This is a genomic window from Arthrobacter sp. zg-Y750, from assembly GCF_020907365.1.
Classification (GTDB): Bacteria; Actinomycetota; Actinomycetes; order Actinomycetales; family Micrococcaceae; genus Arthrobacter_B.
Genome location: NZ_JAJJOC010000014.1, coordinates 1 through 22464 on the forward strand (window position 1 = coordinate 1; position 22464 = coordinate 22464).

The 22464-nt window shown below is 66.5% G+C and carries 21 protein-coding genes; 1 reads left to right on the forward strand and 20 read right to left on the reverse strand.

Annotation, left to right across the window (positions count from 1 at the left end):
* Window positions 1-123: 123 nt before the first annotated feature.
* From LOC57_RS10470 to dinB, 20 genes are all read right to left on the reverse strand, one after another.
* Window positions 124-786 (reverse strand): DivIVA domain-containing protein, encoded by a 663-nt coding sequence (locus LOC57_RS10470; RefSeq protein ID WP_227910852.1) that lies wholly within the window; start codon window positions 784-786, stop codon window positions 124-126.
* A gap of 154 nt (window positions 787-940) precedes the next feature.
* Window positions 941-1231, reverse strand: coding sequence for a YggT family protein (locus LOC57_RS10475; RefSeq protein WP_227910851.1), 291 nt, complete (start codon window positions 1229-1231; stop codon window positions 941-943).
* A gap of 63 nt (window positions 1232-1294) precedes the next feature.
* Entirely contained in the window at window positions 1295-1825 is a 531-nt protein-coding gene (locus LOC57_RS10480; protein WP_227910850.1) for a cell division protein SepF, read from the reverse strand.
* A 100-nt stretch (window positions 1826-1925) separates the two neighbouring features.
* Window positions 1926-2678 carry a YggS family pyridoxal phosphate-dependent enzyme gene (locus LOC57_RS10485; protein ID WP_229959593.1) on the reverse strand — a complete coding sequence of 251 codons (753 nt, stop codon included), beginning with the start codon at window positions 2676-2678 and terminating at the stop codon, window positions 1926-1928.
* 33 nt (window positions 2679-2711) lie between these two features.
* Window positions 2712-3452 carry a polyphenol oxidase family protein gene (locus LOC57_RS10490; RefSeq protein WP_229959595.1) on the reverse strand — a complete coding sequence of 247 codons (741 nt, stop codon included), beginning with the start codon at window positions 3450-3452 and terminating at the stop codon, window positions 2712-2714.
* Window positions 3453-3473: 21 nt separating this feature from the next.
* The gene (gene ftsZ / locus LOC57_RS10495; RefSeq protein WP_227910847.1) at window positions 3474-4670 is read right to left on the reverse strand and encodes a cell division protein FtsZ; all 1197 of its coding nucleotides are present in this window, start codon (window positions 4668-4670) and stop codon (window positions 3474-3476) included.
* Window positions 4671-4925: 255 nt separating this feature from the next.
* A complete protein-coding gene (locus tag LOC57_RS10500) occupies window positions 4926-5795 on the reverse strand; it encodes a cell division protein FtsQ/DivIB (RefSeq protein WP_227910846.1) in 870 nt (289 codons plus the stop codon).
* Window positions 5785-7191: a UDP-N-acetylmuramate--L-alanine ligase gene (gene murC / locus LOC57_RS10505; RefSeq protein ID WP_229959597.1), complete on the reverse strand. Its 1407-nt coding sequence runs from the start codon at window positions 7189-7191 to the stop codon at window positions 5785-5787. The genes LOC57_RS10500 and murC overlap by 11 nt, the downstream gene beginning before the upstream one ends.
* Window positions 7188-8297 (reverse strand): undecaprenyldiphospho-muramoylpentapeptide beta-N-acetylglucosaminyltransferase, encoded by a 1110-nt coding sequence (gene murG / locus LOC57_RS10510; RefSeq protein ID WP_229959599.1) that lies wholly within the window; start codon window positions 8295-8297, stop codon window positions 7188-7190. Before murG ends, murC begins: the two co-directional genes overlap by 4 nt.
* Entirely contained in the window at window positions 8294-9757 is a 1464-nt protein-coding gene (locus LOC57_RS10515) for an FtsW/RodA/SpoVE family cell cycle protein (protein ID WP_229959601.1), read from the reverse strand. The genes murG and LOC57_RS10515 overlap by 4 nt, the downstream gene beginning before the upstream one ends.
* 1 nt (window position 9758) lies before the next feature.
* On the reverse strand, window positions 9759-11327 hold the full coding sequence (gene murD / locus LOC57_RS10520; RefSeq protein WP_229959603.1) for a UDP-N-acetylmuramoyl-L-alanine--D-glutamate ligase: 1569 nt from the start codon (window positions 11325-11327) through the stop codon (window positions 9759-9761).
* Window positions 11309-12412, reverse strand: a complete 1104-nt coding sequence (gene mraY, locus LOC57_RS10525) for a phospho-N-acetylmuramoyl-pentapeptide-transferase (protein WP_227910841.1) — start codon at window positions 12410-12412, stop codon at window positions 11309-11311. The genes murD and mraY overlap by 19 nt, the downstream gene beginning before the upstream one ends.
* On the reverse strand, window positions 12409-13914 hold the full coding sequence (locus LOC57_RS10530; protein ID WP_229959605.1) for a UDP-N-acetylmuramoyl-tripeptide--D-alanyl-D-alanine ligase: 1506 nt from the start codon (window positions 13912-13914) through the stop codon (window positions 12409-12411). The genes mraY and LOC57_RS10530 overlap by 4 nt, the downstream gene beginning before the upstream one ends.
* 6 nt (window positions 13915-13920) lie before the next feature.
* Window positions 13921-15486, reverse strand: coding sequence for a UDP-N-acetylmuramoyl-L-alanyl-D-glutamate--2,6-diaminopimelate ligase (locus LOC57_RS10535; RefSeq protein WP_229959674.1), 1566 nt, complete (start codon window positions 15484-15486; stop codon window positions 13921-13923).
* Window positions 15487-15568: 82 nt separating this feature from the next.
* A complete protein-coding gene (locus tag LOC57_RS10540; RefSeq protein ID WP_229959607.1) occupies window positions 15569-17350 on the reverse strand; it encodes a peptidoglycan D,D-transpeptidase FtsI family protein in 1782 nt (593 codons plus the stop codon).
* Window positions 17351-17395: 45 nt separating this feature from the next.
* Window positions 17396-18100 (reverse strand): hypothetical protein, encoded by a 705-nt coding sequence (locus LOC57_RS10545; RefSeq protein ID WP_227910838.1) that lies wholly within the window; start codon window positions 18098-18100, stop codon window positions 17396-17398.
* A complete protein-coding gene (gene rsmH / locus LOC57_RS10550; protein ID WP_227910837.1) occupies window positions 18100-19098 on the reverse strand; it encodes a 16S rRNA (cytosine(1402)-N(4))-methyltransferase RsmH in 999 nt (332 codons plus the stop codon). The genes LOC57_RS10545 and rsmH overlap by 1 nt, the downstream gene beginning before the upstream one ends.
* Window positions 19099-19292: 194 nt before the next feature.
* Window positions 19293-19724, reverse strand: coding sequence for a division/cell wall cluster transcriptional repressor MraZ (gene mraZ, locus LOC57_RS10555; protein WP_227910836.1), 432 nt, complete (start codon window positions 19722-19724; stop codon window positions 19293-19295).
* A gap of 310 nt (window positions 19725-20034) precedes the next feature.
* Window positions 20035-20409, reverse strand: a complete 375-nt coding sequence (locus LOC57_RS10560) for a DUF3040 domain-containing protein (protein ID WP_227910835.1) — start codon at window positions 20407-20409, stop codon at window positions 20035-20037.
* Window positions 20410-20592: 183 nt separating this feature from the next.
* Window positions 20593-21819, reverse strand: a complete 1227-nt coding sequence (gene dinB / locus LOC57_RS10565) for a DNA polymerase IV (RefSeq protein WP_331460656.1) — start codon at window positions 21817-21819, stop codon at window positions 20593-20595.
* Between the two features lie 105 nt (window positions 21820-21924).
* Between dinB and LOC57_RS10570 the strand changes: the two genes are divergently transcribed.
* Complete coding sequence (locus LOC57_RS10570; protein WP_229959609.1) at window positions 21925-22413, forward strand: hypothetical protein; 489 nt, start codon at window positions 21925-21927, stop codon at window positions 22411-22413.
* The last annotated feature ends 51 nt before the right edge of the window (window positions 22414-22464 follow it).

Below are 22464 nucleotides of genomic sequence, written 5' to 3' on the forward strand. Positions count from 1 at the left end.
CCGCGCCGCGCCCCCGGCCCCCCCCCCCCCCCCGCCGGGGCGCGGCGGCGGCCCCCCCCCCCCCCCCCCCCCCGCTGAAGTGATTCTTATCCGAACGCGGAACGCGGCCGGGACCTGACGCTGTTACGCGTCGGCGGTCTCCGAAGCAACCGAGCCGCGTGCATCCAGATCACGCAGCTGGCCTTCGATGTATGCCTTCAGGCGTGAACGGTAGTCACGCTCGAAGCCGCGGAGCTGTTCGACCTTGCGCTCCAGGACAGCCTTCTGCTGCTCCAGGGTGCTGAGGATCTTGCGGCTCTTCTCCTGGGCATCGGTGACGAGGCCGCTGGCTTCGATCTGTGCCTCGGCAATGATCTTGTCGCGCTGCTCGACGCCGGCGCTGACGTAGTCATCGTGCATCTTCTGGGCCATGGCCAGGATGCCGGCTGCGGTTTCGGTGGTGTTGCCTGCAGGTGCAGCCGGGGCCGCTTCCTGCTTCGGCTCGACCGGAGCGGGACGCTCCTCCACGCGGGGTGCTTCAACCTTAGGCTCAGGCTTGGGCTCTTCGCGGACCTGCTCGGTGGTGGAGGCGGCCGCGACGGGCGCGGGGACGGTCTTCTCCGATACGGAGCCACCGGCTGCCGCTTCTGCCAGCTGGCGGCGGAGATCTTCGTTTTCGGCGTTCAGCCGGCGCAGCTCCACCACGATCTCGTCGAGGAAGTCGTCGACTTCGTCCTGGTCATAGCCTTCCCGGAACTTGGTCGGCTGGAACCGCTTGTTGACAACATCTTCTGGCGTCAGAGCCATCTGGTCACCTCATACTGGATTATAAGATTCGCCTGCGTGTCAGGCAGGCGGTTCTACGTAGAGAATTTCGGACATACAAAAATCTGGGGTTGTATCAATTTTCACAGTATATCTTTTGGAGGCCGAAAACTAACCGGGCCCCAGCGGGCCGGACCTAGCGGGCCACGCCGGCGACGATCTGCGTCAGGATTGACACGATGATGAACAGGACCAGGAACGCGAGGTCCAGTGCCACCCCGCCAAGGCGCAGCGGCGGAATAATGCGGCGGAAAAGCCGTACCGGCGGATCGGTGACACCGTAGATGGCCGTAGCCAGCACGAGTGCCGGGCCCTTCGGGCGCCACTGGCGGGCGAACATCTGCACCGCGTCGTAAACGATCCTCAGGATCAGGGCGAGCTGGAAGAGCACCAGCACCAGATACACCAGGGGAAGAATGATATTCACGCGAAGGGTTTCATTTCCGGAAGTCGGTTGGCAGCCCCCGCGTCCCGTTGGTACGGGAGCACGTTAGCTCTGGTTGAAGAAGGTGGACTGCGACTCGCTGATCTTCTTGTCGTCCCCAAGGACCTCCACGTGTGAAGGCGACAGGAGGAAGACCTTGTTGGTCACGCGCTCAATGCTGCCGCGCAGTCCAAAGACCAGGCCGGCGGAGAAGTCCACCAGGCGCTTGGCATCTGCTTCGCCCATGTCGGTGACGTTCATGATGACCGGGATGCCGTCCCGGAAGCTCTCACCGATGATTTTGGCATCGTTGTAGGAGCGCGGGTGGACAGTGGTGATCTGCCGAAGGCCGGATACATCCTCGCGGGATGACGGGGCACGCTTGATGGGTGTCACGGGTGCGCGGTACTCCTCGACTGCATTGCGAACAACGGGTGCGGGAGCGGGTTCGGGGTCCAGCTCCTCTGGTTCGTGAATGGGAGCATAGTCTTCGTCCCGGACCGGGGCTTCCCGCAGGTTCCGCTGCTCGGACTCGTAGTGCTCGTCACCGTCGGCGAGCCCAAGGTAGATCATTGTCCTGCGCATTGCGCCAGCCATGGTTGCTCCTCTAATCCTTCAACGCCGCAGCTGCCCGTGGTTCCGGTGCTTCCCCGGGCTACATGCCGGGCGGCGGCTTTGTGATGTTCTTACTTCGACGCTACCGCACGGGCGGGCGCGGGCCCAGAACATCGGAACCTATTCGCAGGTGTGTCGCCCCGTTGGCCAGTGCGGCTTCCAGGTCCGAACTCATACCGGCGGAGATGCCCCGCGCCCCGGGGTGGTCCTTTTGCAGCCGCTCCGAGAGCCCGCGCAGCCGGGCAAACGCCTCGGCGGGGTCCCCGTCCAGCGGAGCCACGGCCATCAGCCCGGACAGTTCCAGTCCCGGGGTGCCGGCCACCGCGTCCGCCAGCTGCGCCAGTTCCTCCGGTGCCGCTCCCCCGCGGCCGGGATCTGCCGCCCGGGCATGCTGCGTGCGCAGGTCCACCTGCAGGAAGCAGCGCAGGTCCTGCCTGACCGGCAGCGACTCCCCCGCCCGGCGTTGCTGCTCTGCCGCCATGGCCTTGCCAAGCGCAGTCACGAGCGACAGGCGGTCCACGGAATGGACGGAGGAGGCATACCGCACCACTGACTTGGCCTTATTGGACTGCAGCTGGCCGATGAAGTGCCAGTGAAGACCCAGCCCGTGCAGCTGTGCGGCTTTGGCCGCCGCCTCTTGGTCCTTGTTCTCACCCACCTCGCGCACGCCGAGTCCGGCGAGGATTTCGACGTCGGAGGCCGGGAAGTATTTGGTGACCACAATCAGGCGGGGCTCACCGGAGCGTGCCGGGCGGTCGGCGGCGGCAATCCGGGCGCGGACCCGGCCCAGCCGGTCCGCGAGTTCGACGGCCCGGGATGAATGCATAGATGTCATGGTTCTTTCATTGTCTCAGCCCGCTGCCGGCAGTTAGGCGCGGCGCCAGATGATCCCGGCGAGGCGTCCGGTGGCCGGATTGCGGCGGTGCGAGAACAGGTCCTCGTTCTCCAGGGTGCAGCCGGGGATCCGTTCACTGCGGACGCCCAGCGCAGCCAGCTGCGCTTCGGCGCCTGCCGGAAGGTCCAGGGCTGGTGTACCGCTGCGGGTGCGTGACACTGCTGCCGGATGCAGGGCCGCGGCTCCGGCCTGCATGGCTGCCGGGACTTCGTAGCAGGTCCCGCAGACGCAGGGCCCAATCCAGGCTTGGATGTCCGTACCGCCGGCCGAGCGCATTTGTTCCACTGCGGCCGGCAGGATGCCGTCCAGCAGGCCTTTGCGGCCGGCGTGGACGGCGGCGGTGACGGGGTTCCCGGCCGGGCCTGCGCCCGCGAACAGGACGGGCATGCAGTCTGCCACCAGGACCGCCAGCGGAACGCTGCCCCCGATGCTGATGAGTCCGTCCGCGGTGGGTGCGGAAGTATCCGCTCCCCCGGCATCACCCGGGGCCGAGGCATCCACTACCCGGGCCGAGTGGACCTGGTTCATGAACCGCAGCGAGCCGGGCGCTACGCCCAGCTGGGATTCAAGCGCGGCCCTGCGCTGCAGGACGGCGGCAGGGTTGTCCCCTACATGCAAAGCGAGGTTGCCCGCGGAGGTGTTGGTGAAGCCCGCCCACAGGTTGTCGCCAACCTGCCGGTGCCACCAAAACATCCGGGACAACCCCGCTGCCATGCTCAGCTGTTCCTGCGGTTCCTACTTGAGGAAATCGGGGACGTCGAGGTCATCCGGACGGCCGGTGGACAGATCGGACTCCACGACGGCCGGAAGGTCGATGTCGAACCCGGCGTCTGCCGGGACGTCGCTGTGCTGGTGGGACCGCTGCGACCAGGCCGAAAGTCCTGCCGACGCCGGTGCTGCAGCAGCGTAGCCGCCTGCGGCCGGAGCCGAAGCCGGCGGGGTGGCCGGCTCAGCGGGCTTGTGCGAAGCCGGCTGGGAAGTGACGTCCACCTGGTCGAAACCGGCGGCAATAACCGTAACGCGTGCTTCGTCACCCAGGGCATCGTCAATGACGGCACCGAAGATGATGTTGGCTTCGGGGTGCGCCACTTCCTGGACCAGGCGGGCTGCCTCGTTGATTTCGAAGAGGCCGAGGTCGGAGCCGCCCTGGATGGACAGGAGTACGCCGTGGGCACCGTCGATGGAGGCCTCAAGCAACGGAGAAGCTATTGCCAGCTCGGCTGCCTTGACGGCCCGGTCCTCACCGCGGGCCGAACCGATGCCCATGAGGGCCGAGCCGGCGCCCTGCATGACGGACTTCACGTCGGCGAAGTCGAGGTTGATCAGACCCGGGGTGGTGATCAGGTCGGTGATGCCCTGCACGCCGGAGAGCAGCACCTGGTCGGCGGAACGGAAGGCATCCAGCATGGACACGTTGCGGTCGCTGATCGAGAGCAGGCGGTCGTTGGGGATCACGATCAGCGTGTCCACTTCGTCCCGCAGGGTATCGATGCCCGATTCCGCCTGGTTGGAGCGGCGGCGGCCTTCGAAGGTGAACGGGCGGGTGACGACACCGATGGTCAGCGCACCCAGGGAGCGGGCGATGCGGGCAACGACGGGAGCGCCGCCAGTGCCGGTTCCGCCGCCTTCGCCGGCGGTAACGAAGACCATGTCGGCTCCGCGCAGGACTTCCTCAATCTCTTCGGCGTGGTCCTCAGCTGCCTTGCGGCCGACCTCGGGATCCGCGCCGGCGCCCAGGCCGCGGGTGAGTTCGCGTCCAACGTCAAGCTTGACGTCGGCGTCGCTCATCAGCAGAGCCTGCGCATCGGTGTTGATGGCGATGAACTCCACGCCGCGGAGGCCAACATCAATCATCCGGTTTACGGCGTTCACGCCACCGCCGCCGATGCCGACGACCTTGATGACGGCCAAGTAATTCTGCGGTGCTGCCACGTCCTGTGTCCCTTGTTCGAATCTCTGCAACTTTTTAGTGTTCTGCAACTGCCGGCCCGGGTAAACCGCCGGGACCTCCCCTTGGAGTCCCTGCGGCTGCCCGGCCGAAAACCTTGAACCTGACCAACCCTAACCCTCAGCTTGAGAGTTATAGTTATGTCAAGTAATCCTCTACCTGAGACGCTATGGGGCCAGCGCTGCTTCTGCAATTACCGGCCCCGCGTGTCGGCGGATTCTTTCTGCGCCTCTTGCGGATCAGCGGGTAACCGGCCGGTCCGGAGTGCTCACGTCGTAGACCTGCACGGGCGGATCCGTCGGTGCCATCCGCATCAGCGCTTCGAGGACACGCGCTTTGGCCGCATTGTCGTCGGCGCTCCCCCAGAATACCGTCTGCCCGCTCGCCAGCTTCAGTTCCACGGAGTCCACGGTCTGGGCCGAAGCACTTTCCAGCAGGGCCAGGACATTGGTCGGCAAGGCGGCAAGCACCGAGGTGATGCTGGGGAAAACCTGCGCATTCACAGCCTCGGCACCGCCGTCGATCAGCGGCAGCGGCACCGCCGCCCGGTCAGCAGCGGCTGCAAGGCGCCTGCCCTGCTCATCGATCAGCGCCAACTGCGGACCGTCCTGCAGGACGGCCACCGGAACGCGCTCGGTGACGGTGACCACCAGTGTGGACGGCGGCTGGGCCGCGACGTCGATCTTCTCGATTTCCGGGCGGTCCCGCAGCAGCGCTTCTACGTCCCCGTCGGAAATGGTGGGCAGGGTCTGCCCTTTCAGGGGCTCGAGCGCGGCTTCGGCCTGCTCGCGCGGCAGCAGTACCGTGCCCTCCACCACCACGGTCTTCAGCGCCAGGACAGGCGAATAGACCAGGAAAACGAAGAACAGGGCCACGGCTGCCAGCGCGGACACAGCAGTGATCCATACGATCCGGCGACGGCGCTTGCGCGGAGGCTCGGGAAAGGCCAGGACGGTGCCTGCCGGGCGAGGGGCACCCTTGGCCCCGCCGGTCCTGCCGGCTCCCCTTGCCCCGTTGCCCGGGGCGTGCGTAATTTCGTCCCGAGGGTCCAGCGCCCGGGTGGCGGTAATGATCTCGGCGTCGCCTCCGGGGCGCTTCCTACCGGCCATGGACGGCTTTCCCGGCGGCCAGCCGGCGGACCAGTTCGCTGCCCAGGGCCGTGACATCGCCGGCGCCCACGGTGAGGATGATGTCCCCCTCGTCGGCGTTGTCCGCCACCTGCGCCACGGCTTCGTCCGCAGAGCCGGCGTAGCCGCCGGGCACGTGCAGCCGCGAGGTGATTAGTTCGCTGGTGACCCCGTCAATGGGATCTTCGCGTGCGGGGTAGATATCCAGCACCGTGGCGGTGTCCGCCAGGTCCAGGGCAGCCGCGAACTCGGCCGCGAAGTTGCGTGTGCGGCTAAACAGGTGCGGCTGGAACAATACATGCACCCGGTGAGAGCCGGCTACGGTCCGGGCGGCCTTCAGGGCCGCGTTCACCTCGGTTGGGTGGTGCGCATAGTCGTCGAAGACCTGCACGCCCCGGGCACTGCCGCGTGGTTCGAAGCGCCGTGCCGCACCGGAGAAGGTGCCCAGTCCCGCCGCGGCGGCCTGCGGGTCGACGCCCAGTTCCAGGGCGACGGCGAAGGCCGCCGCCGCGTTGAGGATGTTGTGGGCGCCCGGAACCTGCAGCGCCAGCTCCACCTGGGATTCGGTGCCGTCCACCGTGAAGTGCAGCGTGCTGACCGACCCTGCGCCCGCGGCGCGGGTATCCGAGACCCGGACTCCGGCCGTTGCCGCGTAGCCGTAGGTCAGGACCCGCGGGGCACCGCTGCGCTCGGCCAGCGCGCTGGCGCCGGCGTCGTCGGCGCAGGCAATCAGCAGTCCGCCGGCGGGCAGCAGGGCCGCAAACGCGTCAAAGGAGGCGAACACCGCTTCTTCGGTGCCGTAATGGTCCAGGTGGTCCGCTTCGACGTTGGTCACCACAGAGACCCGCGGGCTGTAGTTCAGGAACGAAGCGTCGGATTCATCGGCCTCCGCCACGAAAACCGGGCCGGTACCGTGCATGGCGTTGACGCCGAGCGCGGCAACGTCGCCGCCGATGGCGAACGAAGGGTCCAGCCCCGCTTCGCGCAGCATGACCGTCACCATGGCGGAAGTGGTCGTTTTGCCGTGGGTTCCGGCCACGGCCACCAGGTCCTGCGTCCCCATGGCCGCGGAGAGCGCCACCGACCGGTGGATGATCCGCAGCCCGCGGGCACGGGCCTCGGCCAGTTCGGGGTTCTGCTCGCGGATGGCCGTGGAGACCACAACGGTGTCTGCGTCCGCCACGTGTGCGGCGTCGTGCCCGACGTAGACCGTGGCACCCAGCGCCTCGAGCGCGCGCAGCCCCGGGGAATCCTTCGCATCTGAACCGGAAACAGGCACCCCCTGGGCTACGAGCACCCGCGCCACGGCGGACATTCCCGCGCCGCCCAGGCCGATGAAGTGTACCTGTCCCAAGTCACTGGGGTTGAGCCGGTTCATGCCTTTGACCTATCGCTTGCTTCGAGAATAAATGCCGCCATCCGCTGGTCCGCGTCACGGATTCCCAGGCTGGACGACGCCCGGGACATGGCGTCCAGTGCTGCCGGATCGGCCAGCAAAGGTATCAGCCTGCCCGATATCCATTCGGCTGTGAAGAGTGGGTCGGCCACGGTGAGCGCACCGCCGGCAGAGACCAGGGCTTCGGCGTTCAGTGCCTGTTCACCGTTGCCGTGCGGCAGCGGCACCAGCACGGCGGGCAGGCCCACGGCACTGGTCTCGCAGACCGTGCCTGCGCCGGAGCGCGCCAGCAGCAGGTCCGCTGCCGCGTAGGCGGTCTCCATCCCGTCCACGTACTCCACCTGGGTGTAGCCGGGGGCGGCCAGCGGCCGGCCGGCAGCATCCAGCAGGGACTTTCCGCGGCCGGTGATGTGCAAGGTTTGGATCCCGGCGGCTGCCAGTGCCGGCAGGGCCTGTTCCACGGCACGGTTGATGCTGGCGGCTCCTGAGGACCCGCCTGTGACCACCAGTGTGGGCATGTCCGGTTTCAGTCCCAGCGCGGCACGGGCACCGGCCCGGGCAGCGTTCCGGTCCAACGAGGAGATTTCCCGTCGCATCGGCATGCCCACCCACGTGGCCTTCGGCAGGCTGGTGGCTTCGAAGGCGACCCCGGTGACGGCGGCAAAGCGGGCGCCCACGCGGTTGGCCAGGCCAGGACGGGCGTTGGCTTCATGGACAATCACGGGCAGTGAGCGGCGGCGGGCCGCCAGGTACACCGGTGTGGAAACATATCCGCCCACGCCCACGACGACGTCGGCCTGTGCAGCGTCCAGGATCGCACCGGCCTGCTTCACGGCACGCACCAGACGGGCCGGGAGCTTCACCAGGTCCGCCGAGGGACGGCGGGGCATGGGCACCCGGTCAATGGTGGCCAACTCGTAGCCGGCAGCCGGGACCAGGCGCGTTTCCATGCCTGACGCCGTTCCCACCACGGTGATGCGGGAGTCGGGGCGCTGCGCGGTCACGGCGTCTGCAATGGCCAGCAGCGGGCTGATGTGCCCGGCGGTGCCGCCTCCGGCCAGGACTACGGACAAGGGGTGCTGCGTCATGGAGCTGTTGGTTCACTTTCAGGAATTTTGCGGGCAAAGGAAAGCAGGACGCCGATGGCGGCGAGGGTGAAGGTCAGGGACGATCCGCCGTAGGAAATGAAGGGCAGCGGAACACCGATGACAGGCAGCAGGCCGGTGACCATGGCGATGTTCACTGCCGCCTGGCCGATGATCCAGACCAGGACGGCACCGCATGCGATCCGGATGAAGGGGTCCGTGTGGCGCATGGTTACCCGGACGGTGGCGATCGCCAGCACGGCAAACAGGCTGACCACCACGAGGGTGCCCAGCAGGCCGAACTCCTCGCCGATGATGGCGAAGATGAAGTCGTTGTGTGCTTCGGGAATCCAGTTCCACTTCTGCCGGCTCTGTCCGATGCCCACGCCCAGCCAGCCGCCGGATGCCAGGGCGTACATGCCCGCGTTGGCCTGGTCACACAGTCCGGTGCCGCAGTCCAGCTTCAGCCAGGCGCTGATTCGGCCGGACCGGTTGCCGCTGAGCGCAGACATCAGCAGGGCTCCGAAGGCTGCGGCAGCGGCGAGGGCAGCCAGGAACCGCCCCGGGGCGCCGGCGAAGAACAGTGCGGCCACCATGATCAGGCCCATGATGATCACGGTGCCGAGGTCGCTGCCGGCCATGACCAGCACAATCAGGATGCCGCCGCCGGGCACCACCGGGATCAGCGCATGCTTCCACTCAGTGAGCAGCCGCCCCTTGCGGGAGAGCACGGCCGCAAACCAGATGGCCATGGCCAGCTTCGCCGCTTCCGACGGCTGTCCGGTAATGGGACCAATCTCGATCCAGTTCTTGTTGCCGTTGACTTCCTTGCCGATCGCCAGCACCAGGATGAGCAGGAAAATCGCGAGGAAGTACAGCGGCCAGGCCAAGACCCGGTAGTGGCGGGTGGTCAGCCGTGAGAGCACCAGCATCGCGATGACGCCGGCTGCTGCGAACATCGACTGCTTCAGGAACAGGTCGAACGTGGTGGCCGCTCCGGCGTCGCTTCCGGCGGCTGCAGCGATGGATTCAACCGAGGAGGCCGAGAGGACCATCATCAGGCCAATGGCCGTCAGCGCCAGCGTGGCGCCGAGGATGGTGTAGTAGCTGGAACCGGTGGCAAGGCGGCCGCTGCCTTCCAGGAAAACCATAAAGCGTTCCCGGCGGGAGACCGGCTTGGCGGCGGCGGCTGTCGTCTCCGCGGCCCTGCTGGCCGTGGCGGTCCTGTCCGCTTTGCCTGCGGAGGATTTGCCTGCGGAGGACCTGCCTGCGGAGGACCTGTCCGCGGAGGGCCCGCCCGCGGAGGCCCGGCCGGAAGACGGCCGGGGTGCGGAGGAGGCCCGGCCGGCGCCGGACGATGCCCCGCCAGTCCCTGATACCGCGCCCGTTCCGTTACTGGATCCCGCGCCCGGATTCCGGCGCAGGACCGGTTTGCGCTTGCTGCCGGTGGGCGTGGTGGCCAATCTAGGGCTCCTTCGGGGTTTGGACCTGTCCCGGCGTGGTGTTTTCCTGCTGCTCGCCCACATACCCGGCAACCGCTTCGATAAAAGCCTCGCCGCGGTGGGCGTATGACGTGAACTGGTCCATGGACGCAGCTGCCGGAGCCATCAGGACGGTGTCACCGGCCTCCGCGACGGCGGCCGCTGCAGCAACGGCACGGACCATGATTTCCTCGGCGCTGGTGACCGGGGACTGCTCTTCACCAGTTTGCTCTCCGAGTGCACGGATCACCGGTACATCGGGTGCGTGTCTTGCCAGGGAATCCTGCAGGTCGCGGGTCTCTGCGCCTATCAGGACCACGGCCCTGAGCCGGTCCCGGTGCGCCGCGATCAGGTCGTCGTAGCCCACGCCCTTGGACAGGCCGCCGGCAATCCAGACCACGCTGCTGAAGGCGGCCAGGGAGGCCGAAGCCGCGTGCGGGTTGGTGGCTTTGGAGTCATTGACCCAGAGGATGTCTCCGAGCCGGGCAACCGCCTGGATCCGGTGGTCTCCGGGCGAGTAGGCGCGCAGTCCCTCACGGACGGCAGCCGGTTCGACGCCGTAGGCCCGCACCAGTGCCGCGGCGGCCAGTGCGTTGGCCACCATGTGCCGCGGGGCGTACTCCCCCAGGTCCGCCATGGCGGCGAGCTCAGCGGCCGAGTCCTTCCGCTGTTCGATGAACGCGCGGTCCACCAGCAGGCCTTCGACAACGCCCACCATGCTGACGGCGGGAACACCGGTGGTGAAGCCGATGGCACGGCAGCCTTCCACCACGTCCGCTTCCTCGACCATGTGTTCGGTCTCGTACTGTTCGGCGTTGTAGATGCAGGCAACCTGCGTGTTTTCGTAGATCTTGGCCTTATCGGCCATGTAGGCCTCATAGGAGCCGTGCCAGTCCACGTGGTCTTCAGCAATGTTCAGGCACACACTGGCCAGCGGCGAAATGGAGTGCGTCCAGTGCAGCTGGAAGCTGGACAGCTCCACGGCAATGGCGTCGTAGCCTTCCGGGTCCCGGATGGCGTCCAGGATCGGCGTGCCGACGTTGCCGGCCGCGATGGCTCGCAGTCCGGCTGCGCGGAGCATGCTCTCCGTCATCGAAACGGTGGTGGTCTTGCCGTTGGTTCCGGTGATGGCAAGCCACTGCGCTGTCTTGCGGCCTTCGCGGATGCGCACCCGCCAGGCCAGCTCGACGTCGCCCCACACCGGAATACCTGCCTCGGCGGCTGCTGCCAGCACCGGATGGGTGGGCCGGAACCCCGGGGAGGTCACCACCAGGTCGGGCGCCTGCCCGTCAACCGGCGGCAGGGACGCAACGGCATCCGCACCCAGCAGGATGTCCGTTGCACCCACAATCCGCAGGGTGTCCGCCTTGGCACGGTTTTCCTCCGTGTCGCGCGCGTCAACGACAACCACCCGGGCACCGAGTTCCACGAGGGTGTCCGCGGCGGAGAAGCCGGAGAGGCCGATGCCGGTCACCACCACGCGCAGTCCGCTCCAGTCAGCGTCCCAGGTTGTCAGTTCCTCCAGAGGAGCACTCACAGTCCCACCACCCATTCGGCGTAGAAGATTCCCAGTGCCACGGCTACGCATAGTCCGGCGATGATCCAGAACCGGACCACCACCGTCACTTCTGCCCAGCCCTTGAGTTCAAAGTGGTGCTGCAGCGGGGCCATCTTGAACACACGCTTGCCGCCGCTGATCTTGAAGTACCCCACCTGGATGATGACCGACAGCGTGATGATCACGAACAGTCCGGCCAGGATCACGAGAAGCAGTTCGGTGCGGGAAAGGATGGCGAAAGCGGCAATGGCACCGCCGATGGCCAGCGAACCGGTGTCGCCCATGAAGATCTTGGCGGGCGCCGTGTTCCACCAGAGGAAACCGACCAGCGCGCCGGCCATGGCTCCGGCCAGCAGTGCCAGGTCCATCGGGTCGCGGACCTCGTAGCAAACGGAGCCTGCATCCTCGGCACCGCAGCTCTGGTTGTACTGCCAGATGCCGATCAGGAAATAGGCCCCGAAGACCAGGATCGAGGCGCCGGCGGCGAGGCCGTCCAGGCCGTCGGCCAGGTTCACGCCGTTGGTGGTTCCGGTGGTGATCAGCAGGGACCAGATCACGAACAGGACCGCGCCGATGATGGTTCCGGCAAACGCCAGGTCCACGCCGGTGTCACGGACGAATGAAATGGCGGTGGAGGCAGGTGTGCGCCCCTGGTCGTTCGGGAACTGCAGGGCCAGGACGGCGAAGGTTATGCCCACCGCGGCCTGCAGGATGATTTTGGCCTTGGCGTTCAGGCCGAGGCTGCGCTGTTTGGAGATCTTGGTGTAGTCGTCAATGAAACCGACCATGCCCATGCCCACTGTGAGGAGCAGCACCAGCAGGCCCGACGCCGTCGGGCTGAACGATCCCGATCCGAGCATGCCGCTGATGAGGTGGGTGATGAAGTACGCAGCCACCACGGATGCCACAATGACGGCGCCGCCCATGGTGGGGGTGCCGCGCTTGGTGTGGTGCGAGGTGGGGCCGTCGTCGCGGACAAACTGGCCGTAGCCTTTGTGCACCAGGAAACGGATGAACAGGGGTGTTCCGGCAAAGGCAAAAACCATGGCCAGCGAAGACCCTACGAGCAGGGAGATCACAGGTTCTCGCCTCCGGTCCCTTCGGCGCGGGCCGGCTGGGCGGCTGAGTCTGTGACTGCGGACGGTGGTACAGGGGTCAAGGCTATCCGATCGCCGAGGTAGCGCAGGGCTGCTCCGTTGGAGGATTTGAACAGGACAAGATCACCGGGCGCCAGGGATTCGGCGAGGATACGTTCGGCGTCCTCGGCGGTCTCCACGAAGGTGGATTCATCCCCCCATGAACCCTCCATAACGGCCCCGGTGTGCATGGCGCGGGCGCCGGTGCCCACGACAATCAGTTTGGAGATGTTCAGCCGGACAACGTACCGGCCGATCGCGTCGTGTTCGGTGACGGAGTCTTCACCGAGTTCGAGCATTTCGCCCAGCACCGCCCAGGTGCGGCGTTCGGCGCCGAGTTCGGCCAGGGTCCGCAGCGCTGCCCGCATGGATTCGGGATTGGCGTTGTAGGCGTCGTTGATGACGGTGACGCCGTCGGCCCGGTCGGTGCGTTCCATCCGCCAGCGGCTGGCCGCGGTGCGTCCGGACAGTCCCGCGGCGATCTGCTCGCCGCTGATGCCGGCGGCATACGCAGCCGCAGCGGCTGCCAGCAGGTTCGCGGTGTGGTGCGCGCCAATGAGCCCGGAGCGGATCTCGTGCTTGCTGCCGTCGGGCAGCAGCAGCGTAAAGACCGGGCGGCCCTCGGCGTCGGTACGCGCGTCCAGGGCGCGCACGGCGTTCTTGGCCCCGTGGGCTTCCTCCGGCGAGGAGGTGAAGTACAGCACCGGGGCCTGGGTGCGGGAGGCCATCGCGGACACGCGGACGTCGTCTGCGTTCAGGATGGCGGTACCGCCTTCGGGCAGCGCCTCCACCAGTTCACCCTTGGCCACGGCAATGTTTTCCACGCCGCCGAATTCGCCGGCGTGGGCGGACCCTACGAACAGGACCACTCCGATGTCCGGCTTCACCATGTCCGCCAGGTAGCGGATGTTACCGATGCGCGTGGCACCCATTTCCATCACGAGGTAGCGGGTCCCGTAGCCGGCGTTGAACACAGTCAGCGGCAGGCCTACTTCACCGTTGTAGGACCCGACGGGCGACACGGTGGGGCCCGCCTGCGACAGCACCCCTGCCAGCAGGTCCTTGGTGGTGGTCTTTCCGGCGGATCCGGTAATGCCGATGACGGTCAGCTCGCCGTGGGCGCGGAGCCTGCGGACTATTTCCGCGGCGATGGCGCCCATGGCGAGGACGGCGTCGGGAACCATAACGGCGGGGAACAGCGCGCCGGCGTCGTCGGTCACGGGACGCTCCACCAGCGCCAGCACGGCGCCGCGTTCAAAGGCCGTCCCCACGTACAGGTGGCCGTCGGAGTTCTCCCCCGGCTTGGCTATGAAGAGCGAACCCCCGGTTACTTCACGGGAATCCGTAGTGGCGGAAGTCACTGCCGGAACCGGTGCCTGCGCGGCCGGACCGATCAGTTCGCCGCCCGTGATTGCCGCTATTTCGGCTGCATTAAGTTCAATCATAACGATTTAGGACTCTACCCCGTCGCTGGAAAGGGCAGTGAATCCGTATCTTGTCAAAGCCCGGCGCAGCTCCACCCTGTCATCCAGGGCGAGGTTCTCCCCCATGACTTCCTGCCAGACCTCGTGGCCCCGGCCCGCCACCAGGACAGTGTCCTGCGGCCGGGCAAGTTCCACGGCGCGGTCAATGGCTGCAGCACGGGGCGCCACTTCCTCAATGACACAGGTGAGCCCCTCCCGGGACTGCGCTGCAGATGCACCGCGGAGCACGTCGGCGCGGATCGCCGCCGCGTCCTCACCGTGCGGGTCGTCATCGGTGACGACGACGACGTCGGCCAGCCGCGCTGCGATGGCCCCCATCAGCGGGCGCTTGGTCTGGTCGCGTTCGCCGGTGGCACCGAAGACGATGATCACCCTGCTGTCTTCGTCAGGGCGCCGCACGGCCTCCAGGGTGCGGGTCAGCGCATCGGGGTTGTGCGCAAAATCAACAATGGCGGCCGGCTCTTCGCCGATCAGCTGCATCCGTCCCGGCACCTCAACGGTGAACGGGTCATGGGAATCGAGGGCCCTCTGTACGGCGTCCGCGGGGACACCGGAGGCCAGGACCATAACGGTGGCCAGGGCTGCGTTGGATACGTTGAACCCGCCGGGCAGGGCGGTAGACACGCGCAGCTGTACGTTGTCCGGGCCGCTCAGCACGAAAGAGTGCCCGAGGCCGCGGGGAGCCACCTCGGTCACGTTCCAGTCCGCACCGGCACCTGCACCGTCCGTGGACAGGGTCAGGACCGGCACCCCGGCCCGTTCGGCCATCCTGGTGCCCCATTCGCCGTCGACGGTCACCACGGCGCGGCGGGCACGGTCGGGCTGGAACAGCGCGGCCTTGGCGGCGAAGTATTCCTCCATGGATCCGTGCAGGTCCAGGTGGTCCTGGGTGAGGTTGGTGAACCCGGCTACGTCAAAACGGATCCCGTCCACCCGCCGGTAGCTGATGGCGTGCGAAGAGACCTCCATGGTGGCCGCGTCCAGGCCCCGCTCGCGCATGAGCGCCAGCAGCCCGTGGACCTGGGGCGATTCAGGGGTGGTCAGCACACTGGGAATCGATTCCCCGCCGGCCAGGATCTCGATGGTGCCGATGAGCCCGGTGGTCCGCCCGAGTGCCTGCTGCAGGGAGTTCACGAAGTAGGAGGTGGTGGTTTTGCCGTTGGTGCCGGTGACGCCGAGCAGCACCGGGCGCTGCCCGTCGGCGGGCATGCTGTTGAACACGGCAGCGGCGAGCGGGCCCACCAGGCGGCGGACGTCGCCTGCGAGGAACACCGGGATGCCGAGTCCTTCGAGGTGTTCCAGCCCGGCCTCGTCGGTCAGAACTGCGGCGGCGCCGGCCTTTTCGGCAGCGGCAGCGAAACGGGCACCGTGGTGGCGCGCCCCGGCAACACCCACATACAGGTCGCCCGGCAGCACCTCGCGGGAGTTGATGGTGAGACCGGTCAGTTCAGTGCCCCAGGCGGTGTTCCCGGTTCCTGCTGCGGGCGCCACCGCGCGCAGGGCCGCCGGCAGCCGGTCTACCGCAGCACGCATGGTGACGGGTTCCACGGCGGCAGGGCGGAACCCAGAACCGGGCTGCTGATCTTCACTTGTTGGCACTTCGTTGCTCCAGGAATTAGTACTCAATGGGGTAGGTCTCCGGCTCGCCCTTGGACGGCGGCACGTTGTTGCTGACCAGGGCTTGTTCCATGACCTTTTGGAAGGACTGGCCGGGAACGATGTAGTAGAGGTCGCCCTGGGGCCGCTGGAGGGTCACCACAACCACGTACTTGGGGTCGTCCATGGGTGCAATACCAGCATAGGAGAGTGTGGAACCGTCGTAACCGCCGTTGGCGCCGGGAGCCTCCGCGGTACCGGTCTTGGAACCCACGCGGTACTGCTTCAGCGCGCCGGTGGCGCCGGAACCATCCGTGGTGACCGTCTCCAGCATGTGCTGTACCTGCGTGGCCGTCTCTTTGGACACCACCCGGGTTCCCTTGTCCTTCTCCACCGGATGCTCCGTGCCGTCCTCGTCGATCACTGAGTCAATGATGCTCGGCTTCAGCCGGACGCCGTCGTTGGCGATGGTCTGGTAGACGCTGGCGGTGTGCAGCGCGGTCTGGGTCAGGCCCTGGCCGAAGAGCACGGTGTACTGCTGCCGGTTGTCCCAGCCCTCCGGGTCGGCCAGCAGGCCTGCGGTCTCTCCGTTCAGGCCCACGTTCAGGGGCTGGCCGACTCCGAACTTCGTCAGCCAGTCGTACCGTTCCTGGGGAGTCAACTGCTGGCCGATCTTCACGGTCCCGGTGTTCAGCGACTTGGCCAGGATTCCCGAGGCCGTCATGTGGAGCACTCCGTGGGGCGAGGCGTCCTTGAACGTCTGGCCGTCGACGGTGTAGGTGGGCTCAAGTTCGAACTGCGACTGCGGGGTGATGATCCCCTCTTCGATGCCGGCGGCCATGGTGATCACCTTGGTGGTGGAACCGGGTTCGAAGGAGTCCGTGACGGAGCGTGCCTTGCGCGATTCCGCCGGTGTTGCGCCGGGATCGTTCGGGTCGGCAGTGGTGGATTCGGCCAGTGCAACAACCCTGCCCGTCTCCACCTCCATGGCGACGATGTTGCCCCACTCGGCGTGGTATTCCTCCACCTGCGCGGCAATGGTCTGCTGGGCGAACCACTGCAGGTCCTGGTCGATGCTGAGCTTGATGGACTGCCCGTCCCGGACCGGTTCGTCAGTGTTGGTGGCGTACGGGATGCGGATGCCGTCACCGCCGATTTCGTACGTCTTGCTGCCGGCAGCACCGGCCAGGATGCCGTCCTGGGTAAGCTCCAGGCCTTCCTGGGCACCTTCCGTGCCGAGGAAACCGACAATGGAACCGCCCACCGCTCCGGAGGGGTAGGTCCTCAGCGTGGTGCGGTCCGCGTAGATCCCCGGGAACTTGACGGCCAGGACCTTCTCCTTGATTTCAGGGGTCACGGTCTTGGCGACGAAGTTGAAGCCCTTCTCCCCCAGCACAGCAGAACGCAGGGTCTCCGGGTCTTGGCCCAGTACGGCCGAAAGTTCCGTGAAGGCCTGGTCGAAGGTGACTTCCTGCAGGGTGCCTTCGGCGTCGCGGCGCTTGTACTTCTCCTCGATGTCCTGGGAGAGGCGCTGGTCCACAACTATGTCGAAGCGCTCCACACTGCGGGCCAGGTAGTTGCCCTTGGCATCCAGGATGCTGCCGCGCAGGGCCGGGACAGGTACGGTCACCAGCCGCTTGTCGACGGCGGCCTGCGCCATGCCGTCCGGGTCCACCGCCTGGACCCAGAACAGGCGGAGCCCCAGCAGTGCCAGCAGTGCCAGTGCCAGGACCAGCCCGACACGCAGCCGCTTGGCTACGATGGCCACCCTGTGGTTGTCCGGGCCGGAAGTTTGTGCCACAACGTGTCCTTGTTTATGCCTAAGTTCGATGCCTGCCGGCCTGGATCAGTTTCCGCTTCGCTGGCCCGGAACCGGAATGGTTCCACCGTTCAGCTCAGCTTCCGGTACCGTCTCGGGCGCTTGGGGTACAACCGTGGGCGCGGCGGGAGCCGTGTCCTGTTCCCGGGGAGCGGTTTCCTCCTGCTCCTCGGTCGCCCTCACAGTATCCCGGGATTCCTCCGGAACCACGGAAGGCGCGGGTGCCACCGGTTGTGTCAGGACACTGGGAGCACCGATCAGTGCCTTGGCCGGGTCTGCTTCCTTGGCGGCTTCGGGGCTGCCCGTAACGCCCAAGGTCATCAGGTCGATGGTGCCGAAGGTGGGTGAGGACACCATGCCCAGCTCCCCTGCGGCCGCTGCCAGGACCTGGGGCGCCTGGTGGTTTTCGATTTCCTGTGTCAGGGCCTCGTTGCGCTGGGCGAGTTCCGCCTGCTGGCTCTGCAGCTGTACAAGCTCGTACTGGCCGCTGGAAACGGAGATGTTCAGGAGCAGCACGGACGCCAGTCCCAGCACCAGTGCCGCGAAGCATACGACAGCGAACGGAGTGCGCTTCCTGCGGGCGGCCGCGGGGACCAGCGACAGCGGAGTGCGCCTCTTGGGCGCGGGAGCGGCTGTGGCTGTGTCCCAGTCGAGGGCACGGGCGGTGTTGCCCACAACCGACTGCGCTGCGCGGCCGGAGCCGATTCGGGCCGATGGCCGACGTTCACTCATTATTTCCTGGCCCCATCCATGGGTTTGCGGATTCGTTCTACTGCCCGGAGCTTGGCCGATGCCGCGCGGGGGTTCTCTGCTATTTCTTCGTCGGTGGGCACTTCGGTGCCCTTCGTCAGCCGTGTGAGCTGGGCCTTGTGCTGCTCAAGCTCAACGGGGAAACCCTTGGGGGCGGAAGACCGGGCTCCCGCGGCGAAGACACCCTTGACGATCTTGTCTTCAAGCGAGTGGTAGGAGAGCACCACAACCCGGCCGCCCAGGTTCAGCACCGACAGTGATGCCGGGATGGCGCGCTCCAGCACGTCCAGTTCCTCATTCACTTCGATCCGCAGGGCCTGGAAGGTGCGCTTGGCGGGGTGTCCGCCGGTGCGGGCCGCAGCAGCGGGAACCACCTTGCGGATGGTTTCCACCAGCTCGCCGGTGGTGGAGAAGGGCTGGACGGCGCGGGCCGCAACGATGGCCGATGCAATGCGGCCGGCGAACTTCTCCTCGCCCCACTTGCGGATGAGGGTGACCAGTTCGGTTTCGCTGTAGGTGTTGACGACGTCGGCGGCGGTCTGTCCGCGGGTGGTATCCATCCGCATGTCCAGCGGCGCGTCGTATGAATACGCGAAGCCGCGGTCCCTCTCGTCCAGCTGGAGGGAGGAGACCCCGAGGTCGAAGAGTGCGCCGTCGATGCCGTCGAAGCCCAGGTCCGTGACGACGTCGGCAATCTCGTCATACACGGCGTGAACCAGGTCGATCCGGTCGTTGAAGGGTTCGAGCCGCTTTCCGGCCAGCGCCAGGGCCTGCTGGTCACGGTCAATGCCGATCAGGTGCAGTTCCGGGAACCGCTGCAGCATGGCTTCGCTGTGTCCGCCCATTCCCAGGGTTGCATCCACGACGACGGCGCGGCCGCGTTCTGCGACTGCGCGTTCAATCGAGGGAGCCAGGAGATTGATGCAGCGGTCGCGCAGCACCGGAACATGCCGTTCCTCGGTGGGGCGCTCTTCGCTCATCTGAGGCTTCCTTCCGTACGTAGTGAGTGGTACCGGCAACAGCTGCTGGTTCTTGGATCAGGCCCCCATCCGCGCCTCACCGCTGCCGGCCGCCTGGCTCCGGGGAAGGGAAGCCAGGATGGCTCGCGGTGGGGCGGCTGGAGATCTCATACAAGAAACAACTGCCTGCGGGATTGTCTTTGCGGGTGGTGCACCTAGAAGATGCCGGGAATCGCGTCCTCGTCCGTTTCCGAGAAAGCGGTCTCCTGCTCTTCCAGGTACTTCTGCCAGGCAGCCGCATCCCAGATCTCGGCCCGCGTTCCTGCGCCGATTACGGCGAGTTCGCGTCCGAGGCCTGCATACGACCTCAGGGCCGGCGGGATGGTGACCCGGCCCTGCTTGTCTGGTACTTCGTCAGAGGCTCCGGACAAAAAGACCCGAATGTAGTCGCGCGCCTGGCGGGAGGAAAGTGGAGCTTCCCGCATCTGGTCGTGGACCCGTTCGAATTCCTTCTGGCTGAAGACGTAGATGCAGCGCTCCTGACCCCTGGTCAGGACGAGGCCGTCAGCCAGTTCCTCGCGGAACTTGGCCGGCAGGATCAGCCTCCCCTTCTCGTCCAAACGCGGTGAATGTGTTCCCAGGAACATCACTCACCACCCTGTCCGATTAGGGGAAAACCCCTCGAGTACCGCCCCTACCCTCTTATGTCCCCCACTTTACTCCACTTCCCTCCACAGTCAACGATGCGGGGCATCTGATTCCGGGCGCGCCGTATTCCAAATTCCGCGAATTCCCGCGGGATGCAGGCGGTGGTGCAAAGTGGAGGGACTGGACCGCCCGCCTGGCCCGCAGGGGACACAAAAAAGGACCCGCCTAAGCGGATCCTTTATGCCAAGCCTGTGCCTGGGGTGGTTTCAGGTGGACACTGCCGGGACCGGGAGCGGGCACCGGGGAAGGTTAGGGTTGGTCACGCTTGCGTTCGTCCCATTTGTTTTCCAGATTGTTCATGAATCCGCGCTGGGCACTTGATTCGCGTTCCTTGCGGCCGTCCGCAGGTTTGGGCGCATTCTTGCGGCCGCGCGTAGTGGCGTAGTAGACCCCCGCACCCATAACCAGGAATCCAAGGACGCCGACCACTATGCCGGCTTCGGTGATGCCAAGGAGCAGTATCGCCAACCCCACCACGGCCATGAGTGACCCGAGGACAATGCGCCTGGTGGAAATGCCGCGGCCGGCGGACGTTGCCATCGAGTTCGCGAATTTCGGATCTTCGGCGTGTAGTTGCTGCTCCAGTTGATCCAGCAAGCGCTGCTCGTGTTCCGAGAGTGCCATTGCTGCCTCCTTGCCGTCCGGTTTGTGCCCCTGTAAACCAACCAACGAACCCGTTACGCCGAATGTTCCCGCGCAGGCCGCTGCTGCTTTGCACTTAGTCCAAGGATAGGTGTCAACGGGTCCGCATGAAAGCGGCCCGTGTACGTATTCCGGCGGGTAGGCCGCCGGAGCCGTTCCGGTGCCTCATTCCGTGCTCTCCGGCGGTGTCTTGCGGGCTGAGGGTGCGATCAACCGGGCCGGCACCACACCGAGTTCGCCAAAGCGCCGGTTGATCCGGTCCAGGGCATCCTCCGCCGAACGCCAACTGTCTTCCCGCCCGTCCAAGGTGAGCTGCATGGCGGCACCCTGCGCCGGCTCCAGCTGTTCCGCCCGCAGGCCAATGAGGCGCACGCTTTGGGGCCGCCGCCCCAGGGCCGTTAGCAGGCCCTTGGCTGCCTCGTAGATCATCTGGGCACTGTCCAAAGGTTCGGTGAGGGTGCGGGTGCGGGTTAATGTCGTGAAGTCGGTGTAGCGCAGTTTGAGGGAAACCGCCCTGCACTGCAGGCCTGCGGCGCGCAGGCGCACAGCGCTTTTGTGTGCCAGGCGCAGCAGTTCGGTATGCAGCACGTCATCGTCGCTGACATCGGCCGCGAAGGTTTCTTCGGCCCCGATGCTCTTTTCCCGGCGTACCGGTGTCACTGCGCGCGCGTCCCGCCCCCAGGACAGTTCGAACACATGCTCCCCCGTGGCACCTAGCAGCCGCCGGAGTACGCTCGGCGGAGTATTGGCGACGTCGGCGACGGTGGCTATGCCCACCCGGGCCAGCACCTCGCGGGTCTTGGCGCCCACCCCCCACAGTGCGGATACCTCCAGGGTGTGGAGGAAGTCCACTGTTCGGTCCTTGGGCACCAGCAGCAGTCCGTTGGGCTTGCAGCGGGTGGAGGCGATCTTGGCCACGAACTTGGTTGCGGCAATGCCTACGCTGGCGGTCATCCCCAGCTCGGCCGCCACCCTTTTACGGATCAGTTCGCCTATGACGCGTGGCGGGCCGAGCCTGCGCATGGAACCGGAGATATCCAGGAAGGCCTCGTCCACGCTGAGCGGCTCCACCAGGGGCGTGATGGATTCGAAGATTGCCATCAGCTGCTTGGAATAGGACCGGTAGACCTCTTGGTGCGGTTCAAGCACCACCGCCTGCGGACACTGGCGCCTGGCCACCGCCATAGGCATGGCTGAGTGCACGCCGTAGCGGCGGGCCTCATAGGAAGCCGACAGCACAACGGACCGGCCCCCCAATCCTCCAACAATCACCGGCTTGCCCACCAGCTCCGGGTGCTGCAGCAATTCGACGGAGACATAGAAGGCGTCCATGTCCACGTGCATGATGGTGCAGTCGCGGTTGCCGCTGCCGTTCTCGGGGCCATTGCTCACCAACTCATCGTAGCCACCGCCACCCCCATAACTCCTTTCCTGCCCGGGCGGTCCGGTCGCCTAGACTTGGGTGCAGGACCCTGACCCCCACCGATGCGGAAACCGATGAACAAGTCCCTCCCTGCACTGACCATCGCGGCCCTGGCCCTGGCTGTGTCCGGTTGCACCGCCGGAGACGGCGCTGCTGCGGACCCTGAATCCAGCTCCTCCACGGCCGCCGCTCCTGCTCCCTCCGCTTCTCCCACGAAGACGCCGGTGGCGCTGGCGGACGGTTTCCCGACCGACCGGATCCCGGTTATGGACGGAGCCGAGATCCTCTCCAGCACCGTGGACCGCTCGGGGAAAACCATTACCTCCGTACTGGTCGCCTCCACTGCCGTGCCGGTGGCCGAGGTCATCGCTTACTACGAAGCAGCCCTGACGGCCCAGGGGTTCGCTGCCTCACCCGCAGAACCGGGCACTCCCACGTCCCGGGACTTCCTGCGGATAGGTGCAGGGGAACCGGAAACCGTTAATATCACGGTCACTGCCAAGGACGCAGATTCCTCCACCGTCACCGTAGGCTCCACTCTCCTCGTCGAAGCGGAGGGCTAGCCCGTGGCTCCCGGCACTGCTCCGGAACCGGGTTCCCCCGCCGCGGCAACC

Bases quoted from the DNA above. Each gene is read 5' to 3' on its own strand.
- LOC57_RS10470 (WP_227910852.1), bottom strand. From the start codon at position 786: ATGGCTCTGACGCCAGAAGATGTTGTCAACAAGCGGTTCCAGCCGACC.
- LOC57_RS10480 (WP_227910850.1), bottom strand. From the start codon at position 1,825: ATGGCTGGCGCAATGCGCAGGACAATGATCTACCTTGGGCTCGCCGAC.
- LOC57_RS10485 (WP_229959593.1), bottom strand. From the start codon at position 2,678: ATGACATCTATGCATTCATCCCGGGCCGTCGAACTCGCGGACCGGCTG.
- LOC57_RS10490 (WP_229959595.1), bottom strand. From the start codon at position 3,452: ATGGCAGCGGGGTTGTCCCGGATGTTTTGGTGGCACCGGCAGGTTGGC.
- LOC57_RS10500 (WP_227910846.1), bottom strand. From the start codon at position 5,795: ATGGCCGGTAGGAAGCGCCCCGGAGGCGACGCCGAGATCATTACCGCC.
- murC (WP_229959597.1), bottom strand. From the start codon at position 7,191: ATGAACCGGCTCAACCCCAGTGACTTGGGACAGGTACACTTCATCGGC.
- murG (WP_229959599.1), bottom strand. From the start codon at position 8,297: ATGACGCAGCACCCCTTGTCCGTAGTCCTGGCCGGAGGCGGCACCGCC.
- murD (WP_229959603.1), bottom strand. From the start codon at position 11,327: ATGGGTGGTGGGACTGTGAGTGCTCCTCTGGAGGAACTGACAACCTGG.
- LOC57_RS10530 (WP_229959605.1), bottom strand. From the start codon at position 13,914: ATGATTGAACTTAATGCAGCCGAAATAGCGGCAATCACGGGCGGCGAA.
- LOC57_RS10535 (WP_229959674.1), bottom strand. From the start codon at position 15,486: ATGCGTGCTGCGGTAGACCGGCTGCCGGCGGCCCTGCGCGCGGTGGCG.
- LOC57_RS10545 (WP_227910838.1), bottom strand. From the start codon at position 18,100: ATGAGTGAACGTCGGCCATCGGCCCGAATCGGCTCCGGCCGCGCAGCG.
- rsmH (WP_227910837.1), bottom strand. From the start codon at position 19,098: ATGAGCGAAGAGCGCCCCACCGAGGAACGGCATGTTCCGGTGCTGCGC.
- mraZ (WP_227910836.1), bottom strand. From the start codon at position 19,724: ATGTTCCTGGGAACACATTCACCGCGTTTGGACGAGAAGGGGAGGCTG.
- LOC57_RS10560 (WP_227910835.1), bottom strand. From the start codon at position 20,409: ATGGCACTCTCGGAACACGAGCAGCGCTTGCTGGATCAACTGGAGCAG.
- LOC57_RS10570 (WP_229959609.1), top strand. From the start codon at position 21,925: ATGAACAAGTCCCTCCCTGCACTGACCATCGCGGCCCTGGCCCTGGCT.